Here is an 8,678-nt window from a genome sequence, read left to right on the forward strand (position 1 = left end):
GACAGTCAGTGCAGAAGACTGACGCTCACAGACAGACCTTGGCGTGATCCCACCAACCGACTGCCTGAAAATGATCACTTTTCTACACGGCGCCTTCGATTGTCAGTGGTTGCTGTTAGAACTGATCCCTATCGGTGGGAGAGACCAAAGGAGCAGCCGTGGGGGACGCGGGGGATGCGGGGCAGCTAAAGAAGGGCGTCTACGAAAAGCTCGTGACGCAAGATCTTCAAGATCAGATGGTGGGCCTCGAAGCCGCAGGATGGAAGGCCATCGACGCGGAGGTCAGCAAGGAGTCCACGCCCCACATACTGGCCCGCCACATCGGTGAGGCTGTGGGACGCAGGCTGGCCCAGCTCCCCCACAAGGAGCAGGTGGCCGTCGCCAACCACATCGTGCAGTCGTTGGCAGCCAGCGCGCCCGACCCGGATGAGGACAGCACGGGCGCCACCATCGCTGACGGCCCTCGCCAGTTGCTGGCTGTCGCCGAACCGGAAGCACCCGGCGTCTACGCGATCCGTCCACTGACGCCCCTCTCCGAGACGGCTCTGATCACCAACGCGCCGGACGACCCCAATCTGGGCGCCGAGCTGCGTGCGGAACTTGCGACGGCCAACCGCATCGACTTGCTGTGTGCGTTCGTCAAGTGGCACGGCATAAGGGTGCTCGAAGACTCACTCCGCGCGGCGACGGAACGTGGAGCCAAGATCCGGGTCATCACGACCACCTACATCGGAGCCACCGACCGCCACGCCGTAGACCGTCTGGTGCGAGAGTTCGGCGCCGAGGTCAAGGTCAATTACGAGATCCGGTCGACACGACTTCATGCGAAGGCCTGGCTGTTCCGTCGCAACACCGGCTTCAATACGGCCTACGTGGGCAGCTCCAACCTGTCCAAGGCCGCGCTGTTGGACGGTCTGGAGTGGAACGTAAGGCTGTCGTCGGTCGCCACACCCCGAGTGCTCGACAAGTTCCAGGCGACATTCGACGCGTACTGGAATGACACCTCCTTCGAGTCGTACGACCCCGATGAGGACGGCGAGCGACTCACAGACGCCCTGGCTCGGGCGGGCGGGAGCGGGTCAGATGCCGACCTCAAGATCAACCTCTCCGGACTCGAAGTACAGCCGTTCCCGCACCAGCGGGACATGCTGGAACGCCTTCGCGTCGAACGGGTGATTCGCGGGCACCACGAGAACCTCCTGGTTGCGGCGACCGGCACCGGCAAGACCGTCATGGCGGCTTTGGACTACCGCACCATGCGCGACCAGCAAGAAGGGCGCCTGCCCAGACTGCTTTTCGTCGCGCATCGCAAGGAGATCCTTAAGCAGTCCCTCCGCACCTACCAAGAGGTACTCGCCGACGCTTCATTCGGCGAGTTGCTCTTCAATGGCCAGGAACCCAGCGAATGGACTCACGTCTTCGCCAGCGTCCAGTCCCTCAACCTCCGGCGCCTGGAGCAGCTCGCGCCTGACCACTTCGACGTGATCGTCATCGATGAATTCCACCACGCCACAGCAGGCACCTACCGCCGCGTACTGGACCACTTCAAGCCGACGGAGCTACTCGGTCTCACCGCGACGCCGGAGAGGATGGACGGGCTCAACGTCCAAGACGAATTCTTCGACGGTCGGATCGCTGCCGAAATGCGACTGTGGGAAGCGCTCGAGGCAGACCTGCTGTGCCCGTTCCACTACTTCGGGATACCGGATGGCACGGATCTGACTCAGTTGAACTGGCGTGCCGGTTCCTATGATCGGGACGAGCTCGGCAATGTCTACACGGCCAGTGACGCCCGAGCTCTCATCGTCATCAAACAGGTCAAGGACAAGATCGCCAACCCGGCGGCCATGCGGGCCCTGGGTTTCTGCGTGACCAAGGCGCACGCGCACTTCATGGCAAGGCAGTTCGAGAAGGTCGGCTTCCGGGCCGCGGCTCTCGACAGTGACTCGACTGCCGCAGAGCGCGAGCGGACCCTGAGGGATCTCAAAGACGGCAAGATCCAAGTCATCTTCTCGGTTGACTTGTTCAACGAGGGCCTGGACATCCCCGACGTCGACACCCTCCTTCTTCTGCGCCCCACGAACAGCGCGACCGTCTTCTTGCAGCAACTGGGGCGCGGTCTTCGCCGTACGCCGAACAAACCGGTGCTGACCGTACTCGACTTCATCGGCCAGCACCGGGCCGAGTTCCGCTTTGAGGAGCAGTTCCGGGCGCTGACGAACCTCTCACGCAACCGACTCGTCGACAGTATCGAGCGCGACTTCCCCCACCTCCCCTCCGGCTGTCAGATCATCCTGGAGGGGAAGTCCAAGAGGCTCGTCCTCGATAACATTCGCACGCAGCTCAACGCCACCATAAACACGCTCGCGAAGGAGGTCAGGGACTACAGCACGCCCGAGCTCGATGCCTATCTGCGCGAGAGCAGGCGGGACATCAAGGAGCTCTACAAGAGCGACAACTCGTGGACCAAGGTCCTGCGTAAGGCGGGCATCGTGAAAGAGGCCCCACTCCCCGGCGAAGAGGACCTCCTCAAGCGCGTCCACGCTTTCCTCCACGTCGACGATCCTGAACGGGCCCAGACGTATCTGCGCCTACTCGCCGACGACGCCCCCGATTACGACTCTCTCACGCACGCCGACCAGGCATACGCCCGCATGCTTTTCTTCAACCTCTGGGACAGGGCCGGAGGCTTCTCCGGCTACCGGGAGGGCCTGGAGTCCCTGCGCGCCCAGCGCCTACTCCGGGACGAACTGCGGCAGGTCCTGTCGTATGTCCTCGACCGCACCGACCACTTCCCCATCACCCTTGAAGGACCGCTCAGCCACCTTCCCCTGAAGATCCACAGCGCGTACAACCGTTCCGAGGTGTTGGCCGCTCTCGGAGTTGCGCGCCTGGGTGGCCAGATGCCCGGAGTCTTCAGTCAAGGCGTGAGCTGGATCGAGGAGATCAAGACGGACGCCCTGCTGATCACGTTGGAGAAGAGCGAGCGGGACTTCTCCCCCAGTGTCCGTTACAAGGACTACGCGATCAGCCCCACACGCTTCCATTGGGAGTCGCAGGGCAATACGCCGGAAAACTCTCCGACAGGTCTGCGCTACCAGGGGCACAAGCAGCAAGGGAGCCACATCCTGCTGTTCCTCCGCCGCTACAAGCGCAACGCCATCGGGAAGTCGGAGCCGTGGATGTTCCTGGGCCCGGCCACATACGTGGATCACGCCGGCAGCAAGCCGATGGCGATCACGTGGGACCTCCATCACGAGCTCCCGGCCGATGTCTGGACGTACTCGACCATTGCGGCTGGATAGCGACGGAGGATCCGGGCCACGATCGGCAGTCGTGATCAAGCATCGCCGCCTGTGGCCCGGGTCCTCCACCTTCCCTCAGGTAGCGAGGACTTCAGCCTCTTCAGCCTCCACTTCGAAGCGGGTCTGCGCGCGATCCAGCGCCTCATCAGCGTCACGCCCGTGAGCTCTCAACCAGTGAAGGACGTCGACCACAACGTCGATCGCCGCTTCTTCGACCACCGCCAGCGCTCCAGCACCGGCCAGCGATAGACCTTCGGGTGCGCAGCCGTAGGCGCTCAGCAAGGTCTCCACTCGACTCACTCGAGCGCCCCCGCAGTGCCCTTCGGCCGACGGCAAGCCTGTCGACAGCTCGCACCATGTCACCTTGTGGTCAGCCTGAAGCTGAACGCCCCAGCGGTCTGTCACGGCGCTGACCAGCGCCATTCCCCGACCGGACTCAGCATCCAGCGTGGCGTCCAGGAGCGTCGGGAGGGCGCGTGTGCCGGTATCGCGTACCTCGATCCGCACACGATTCCCGCTCATCGAAACCACCAGGGTGGTGGGAGTGCCGGTGCCGACATGGTTGATGACGTTCGACACCAATTCGCTGACACAGAGCTGAGCAGCGTCGATGACACCGTGAAGCCCCCACAGCCCCAAGTGAAGCCGCACGATTCGCCGGAGCGCCGCGACCTCCTGCGGTTCCGCGGTGAAGGGCAGGCTCCACGGCTTCCTTGAGACACCCGCGATGCAGTCCATCCATCAACACCTCTACCTTCGCGCCGAGTTACGGGGTGCGACCACCCACCTACAAAGAGTTGCATTGGAACTCTCAAAATGGAACTCTCATATCATGCCTCTGGTGGTGTGGACATACGGCGAGCGCCCCCGGCGCGCGCCACCTTGCCGTCCCCTTGGGACAACCAGGACGATCTGCTAGATCGACACGAAGGGCCGCAGGAATGGCAGTTGGACCCACGACACGAAGGCGCCAACTCGGCGCCGACCTCCGCCGACTCCGCGAGCGAGAGGGGTTGACCCTCGAAGAGGCGGGCGCCCGCGTCGGCATCTCGAAGGCGACCTTGAGCCGCTACGAAACGAAGGAAGGAACCGTCAAGTGGCCGGCCGTTGATGCCCTCTGCCGCGAGTACGGCGCCTCCGACGAGGAACGGCTCGCCCTCGTGGAGCTCGCGAAAGGCGCCAAGATCCAGGGCTGGTGGCGCTCCCTCGACGACCCCATCCCCGAGTCGATGAACCTCATGCTCACGCTTGAGGACGAAGTCGTACGCGAAGACCACTACGCCTGCATGTACGTCCCGGGTCTCCTGCAGACCCGCACCTACGCAGAAGCCGTACACCGTGCCTCGGAAGTGCAGTGCCCCGAGCGCGAAGTTCAGCACATGGTCGACATCCGCATGAAGAGGCAGGAACTCCTCGAACGAGAGGAACCCCCGCTGCTCTGGTGCGTGATCGATGAGGCGGCGCTGCGACGCAGGGTGGGCGGCCGCGAGGTCATGCAGGAGCAGCTCCAGCACCTACTCGCCATGTCACAACGACCGCACGTCACCATCCAAGTGCTCCCCTTTTCATCTGGTGCGCACGCAGCCGCCGTAGGCAGCTTCGCGGTCCTGCGAGGTCCGTCTCCCGAACTGGACGTGGTGTATGTGGACTTGCTCGGCGGCGGCCTCTTCATGGAGAAGCAACGGGAACTGGAGCGTTATAGATTGGCGTTCGAGTACCTCAGCGCACAGGCGCTCGACCTTGAGTCCTCGGCGGCGGTCATCCGCCGTATAAGCAAGGAGCTTTGATGACGAAGGCATCGACGCACGAGTGGTTCAAGTCCTCCTACAGCGGAGGCAGCGGAACCGAGTGCGTAGAGGCCGCCGTCGTTCAGCCCGAGGTCCTGGTGCGAGATTCCAAAGCACCTGAACGCCCGTACCTCGCCATTTCAGTGGGGGCCTGGCGCAGCTTTCTGTCTGGAGTACGTCGTACCCCTCCTGGGGACTTCTAGGAGCACACGCCCGTGAGCGGACCGCACGCGAAGAGGCTCGGGCCGGGGCTGATGCCGTTGCGGACCATCGGCGAGATCCGTGCCGCGCTCCGGTCCAACCGAGGGTTCCCCAACGACCAGTCATCGTTCGAAGCGGATCTGCAACGGGCGCTGGAGGCGTCGTCGGAGGCGGAACTGACCGCGGTCGCATCGGTGATCGTCGACTACCGAGGCCGGATCCGTCTCTGCCAGGACCCTGACTTCGAGACGGCGGTACAGGAATGTATCGATCTCATGGGGCACCTGAGGGGGGAGACCGATGAGCGGTAATTGGTGTCATCGCGGCGGTGATGACCAAGCCGATCCTCCCGATCAGGAGAGCGCCGCGTGACCACCGTGAACGGCATCGACCCCCGCGGCATGCAGCACTGCGAGACCACGGCTCTCGGCGTGCTGCTCCGTCACCAGGGCATCGATCTCTCCGAAGCCATGCTCTTCGGGGTCGGACGGGGGCTGTCCTTCGTGTACTGGGACAGCAAGGGCATGGGGTTTCCCTTCCTCGGGGGGCGGGTCAGGCCGTTCGAGCTCACTCGGAATCTGGCCGACCTGCTTGGGCTGGACCTCGACGTGCGGGAGACCGCCTCTCCCCGCAAGGGCTGGGCAAACGTCGTGGAGGTCATCGATGGCGGGCGGCCCGTGGGGCTGCAGCTCGACAGTTTTCACCTGGACTACTTCGGGTCGAAGGTGCACTTCGGTGGGCATGTCGTCGCGATGTACGGGTACGACGACCGGCTCGCCCACCTCGTCGACACCGAGCAGCAGGGCGGCGCGGTGTCCACCGGTCTGGGCAGTCTTGCCGAGGCTCGGGCCGCGCGTGGGCCCATGACCGCCAGGCATCGGTCCTTCACCCTCACCGCTCCCAAGGACCTGCCCGCTCCGCGCGAGAGGATCGTTCCCGCCATCACCGGCTGCGCGGACGCCTTCCTCAACCCGCCCATCGCCAACCTGGGGCACCGTGGCATCGAGAAGAGCGGCAGGTTGGTGCCCACCTGGCTGCGACGGAGCGACGACCCGCGGCGCGACCTGCCGCAGGCCGCCCTGCTGATGGAGAAGGCCGGTACGGGGGGCGCGCTGTTCCGCAACCTCTACCGCGACTTCCTCGCGGAGTGCGCCGAATTCGTCGACAGTGATCATCTGCGCACCGGACACCGGCTGTACGCCGAGGCTGCCGTCCTGTGGACGGAGGTCGCGGCGCTGATCGCCGAGGCCGGTGAGTCGGGGGACGAGCGGTTCCTCGTACGGGCGGGTGCTGCCCTCGGTGAGCTGTCACGCATCGAACGCGAGGCCATGGAGGCGCTGAGCCGCCTGGAGGCTGAACCCTGAATCCCGGCCCGGTCCCGGCAGGTCTCACGGCCAGGCCGTAGCACCGTTCGGTGCGGGCACCCGGTGCGTGGATACTGCCTCTCAAGCACCGATCCCGGAAGGCGGCACCATGCTCATCCTCTTCGGCACTAAGGGGTACCTGTACCAGCTCGCGATACTCACCCTGGTGTGCGGGCGCTGCGGGAATCCGGCCGCGCACACCCTGCGCAAGCGCGTCACGAAGTTCACGCTGTTCTTCGTGCCGCTGTTCCCGATCTCCACCAAGTACGCGACCCAGTGCACCTTCTGCGGGGCGGAGAACAAGGTGAGCGCGGAGGACGCGGAGCGGTTGCAGGCGCAGGCCGGCTCAAGCGGGCAGGGGGGTCAGGTGCACGGCGGACAGGCACCGCAGCAGCCGTACCACCAGTAAGGGCTCAGGTGAGCTTGCGGGCCACCCCGCCGTAGAAGCCGATCTCGTGCGAGCGGGGCGGCGGGGGCGTGTCCGGACGCCAGAACGGGACCTGGGCCACGCCGGGATCGATCAGCTCGAAGCCGTCGAAGAAGCGCTCGATCTCGGTACGGGTACGCAGGTTCATGAAGGCCGTCGCCTTGCTGTAGACGGCCGCCGCCCCGCTGCGGTCGGCGAAGTCGCCCGTGGCGTGGGAGAGGATCAGGTGGCTGCCGGGGGCGAGGGCGTCTCGGAGGGTGGCGATGATCTCCTCGGGCTTGTCGGTGTCCGTGAGGAAGTGGACGACGGCGACCAGGAGCAGGGCCACCGGCTCGTCGAAGTCGATGACGGCTCGTACGTCGGGGTCGTCCAGGATCGCCCTCGGGTCGCGCAGGTCGGCCAGGGCGATGCCGGTCGTGCGGGGCGTGCCGGTCGCGCCGTTCGCGTTGACCAGGGCGTCGGCGTGAGTGTGCACGATCGGGTCGTTGTCGACGTACGCGATGCGGATGTCCGGCGCCACCTCCAGGGCCGTCTCGTGGACGTTCGGTGAGGTGGGCAGGCCGGTGCCGATGTCCAGGATCTGGCGGACTCCGGTGCCGATGACGTGACGTACGGCCCTGTTGAGGAAGGCCCGGTTGGCCCGTACGCCGATCCGCGCCTCCGGGGCCGCCGCGATGAGCTGTTCTCCGGCCTGGCGGTCGACCTCGTAGTTGTCCTTGCCGCCGAGCAGGTAGTCGTAGATCCGTGCGGGGTGCGGCTTGCTGGTGTCGATCTCGTCGGCGCGGAAGCCGTTCTCGCCCACGGGGGGCTCCTCTCGGGCGGCCCCGCCCGCCTGACCGACGGGGCTCACGTCAGCTGTCCCTACGCCGGTTCAACTCCCTTGACGGTGGCGGAAGTTCCGGGGCCGCAGTCGTCGCCGGGGGCGGGAGGGCTGGTGGGTGTGGGGGTCGGGTCGGGTGACGGGTCCGACGGAGGGACTGACGGAGCAGGCGGCTCCGGCGACACCGGTCCCCCCGGTGACTCTGGCGCGGTCGGCGGTTCCGAGTACGTCGGTGGGTCCGGTGTCTCCTCAACCGGCGGGGGATCAGCGGGCGTTGGGGTGCCAGGCTCCGGTACGGGCGTCTCCTCCCCCGGCGTGCCGGGCTTCGGCTTCTCGGGCTCGGGCTCGGGCTGGTGCTCCTTCGGCGGCGCCGGCGGCGACTCCACGGGCGGCTCCGGCTCCTCGTCCCCCGGCGCGGGGTCTACGGGGCTGGGCTCAGGGTCCGGCACCACCGGTGCGGGGTCCACGGGGCTCGGCTCAGGGTCCGGCACCACCGGCGCAGGCTCCACAGGGCTCGGCTCAGGGTCCGGCACCACCGGCGCGGGGTCCACGGGGCTCGGCTCGGGATCCGGCACCACCGGCGCAGGCTCCACAGGGCTCGGCTCGGGATCCGGCACCACCGGCGCAGGCTCCACAGGACTGGGCTCGGGATCCGGCACCACCGGCGCAGGCTCCACAGGGCTCGGCTCGGGATCCGGCACCACCGGCGCAGGCTCCACAGGGCTCGGCTCGGGATCCGGCACCACCGGCGCAGGCTCCACAGGACTGGGCTCA

General features: G+C 66.2%; 8 protein-coding genes and 1 pseudogene. 7 read left to right on the top strand and 2 right to left on the bottom strand.

What is annotated here, in order from left to right:
• Positions 1 to 236 precede the first annotated feature (236 nt).
• Positions 237 to 3,305 (top strand): DUF3427 domain-containing protein, encoded by a 3,069-nt coding sequence (locus tag ABZT06_RS30915; protein ID WP_355748560.1) that lies wholly within the window; start codon positions 237 to 239, stop codon positions 3,303 to 3,305.
• Between the two features lie 75 nt (positions 3,306 to 3,380).
• Here ABZT06_RS30915 and ABZT06_RS30920 read toward each other — a convergent pair whose 3' ends face one another.
• Positions 3,381 to 4,043 (bottom strand): ATP-binding protein, encoded by a 663-nt coding sequence (locus ABZT06_RS30920; RefSeq protein WP_355748170.1) that lies wholly within the window; start codon positions 4,041 to 4,043, stop codon positions 3,381 to 3,383.
• A gap of 203 nt (positions 4,044 to 4,246) precedes the next feature.
• Here ABZT06_RS30920 and ABZT06_RS30925 point away from each other — a divergent pair, with 203 nt between their 5' ends.
• The 5 genes from ABZT06_RS30925 (at position 4,247) to ABZT06_RS30945 (ending at position 7,066) form a co-directional block, all read left to right on the top strand.
• Entirely contained in the window at positions 4,247 to 5,092 is an 846-nt protein-coding gene (locus ABZT06_RS30925) for a helix-turn-helix transcriptional regulator (RefSeq protein WP_355748173.1), read from the top strand.
• Positions 5,092 to 5,295 carry a DUF397 domain-containing protein gene (locus ABZT06_RS30930; RefSeq protein ID WP_355748176.1) on the top strand — a complete coding sequence of 68 codons (204 nt, stop codon included), beginning with the start codon at positions 5,092 to 5,094 and terminating at the stop codon, positions 5,293 to 5,295. Before ABZT06_RS30925 ends, ABZT06_RS30930 begins: the two co-directional genes overlap by 1 nt.
• 12 nt (positions 5,296 to 5,307) lie before the next feature.
• Positions 5,308 to 5,604, top strand: coding sequence for a hypothetical protein (locus ABZT06_RS30935; protein WP_355748179.1), 297 nt, complete (start codon positions 5,308 to 5,310; stop codon positions 5,602 to 5,604).
• A 57-nt stretch (positions 5,605 to 5,661) separates the two neighbouring features.
• A complete protein-coding gene (locus tag ABZT06_RS30940; RefSeq protein WP_355748182.1) occupies positions 5,662 to 6,657 on the top strand; it encodes a BtrH N-terminal domain-containing protein in 996 nt (331 codons plus the stop codon).
• 109 nt (positions 6,658 to 6,766) lie between these two features.
• The gene (locus ABZT06_RS30945) at positions 6,767 to 7,066 is read left to right on the top strand and encodes a zinc-ribbon domain-containing protein (protein WP_355748185.1); all 300 of its coding nucleotides are present in this window, start codon (positions 6,767 to 6,769) and stop codon (positions 7,064 to 7,066) included.
• Between the two features lie 4 nt (positions 7,067 to 7,070).
• Here ABZT06_RS30945 and ABZT06_RS30950 read toward each other — a convergent pair whose 3' ends face one another.
• Positions 7,071 to 7,886 (bottom strand): SAM-dependent methyltransferase, encoded by an 816-nt coding sequence (locus tag ABZT06_RS30950; protein ID WP_355748188.1) that lies wholly within the window; start codon positions 7,884 to 7,886, stop codon positions 7,071 to 7,073.
• A gap of 297 nt (positions 7,887 to 8,183) precedes the next feature.
• Between ABZT06_RS30950 and ABZT06_RS30955 the strand changes: the two are divergent.
• Positions 8,184 to 8,678: pseudogene (locus ABZT06_RS30955) on the top strand (hypothetical protein); the annotation flags it as partial.

The organism is Streptomyces sp. NPDC005483 (assembly GCF_040606035.1).
Classification (GTDB): Bacteria; Actinomycetota; Actinomycetes; order Streptomycetales; family Streptomycetaceae; genus Streptomyces.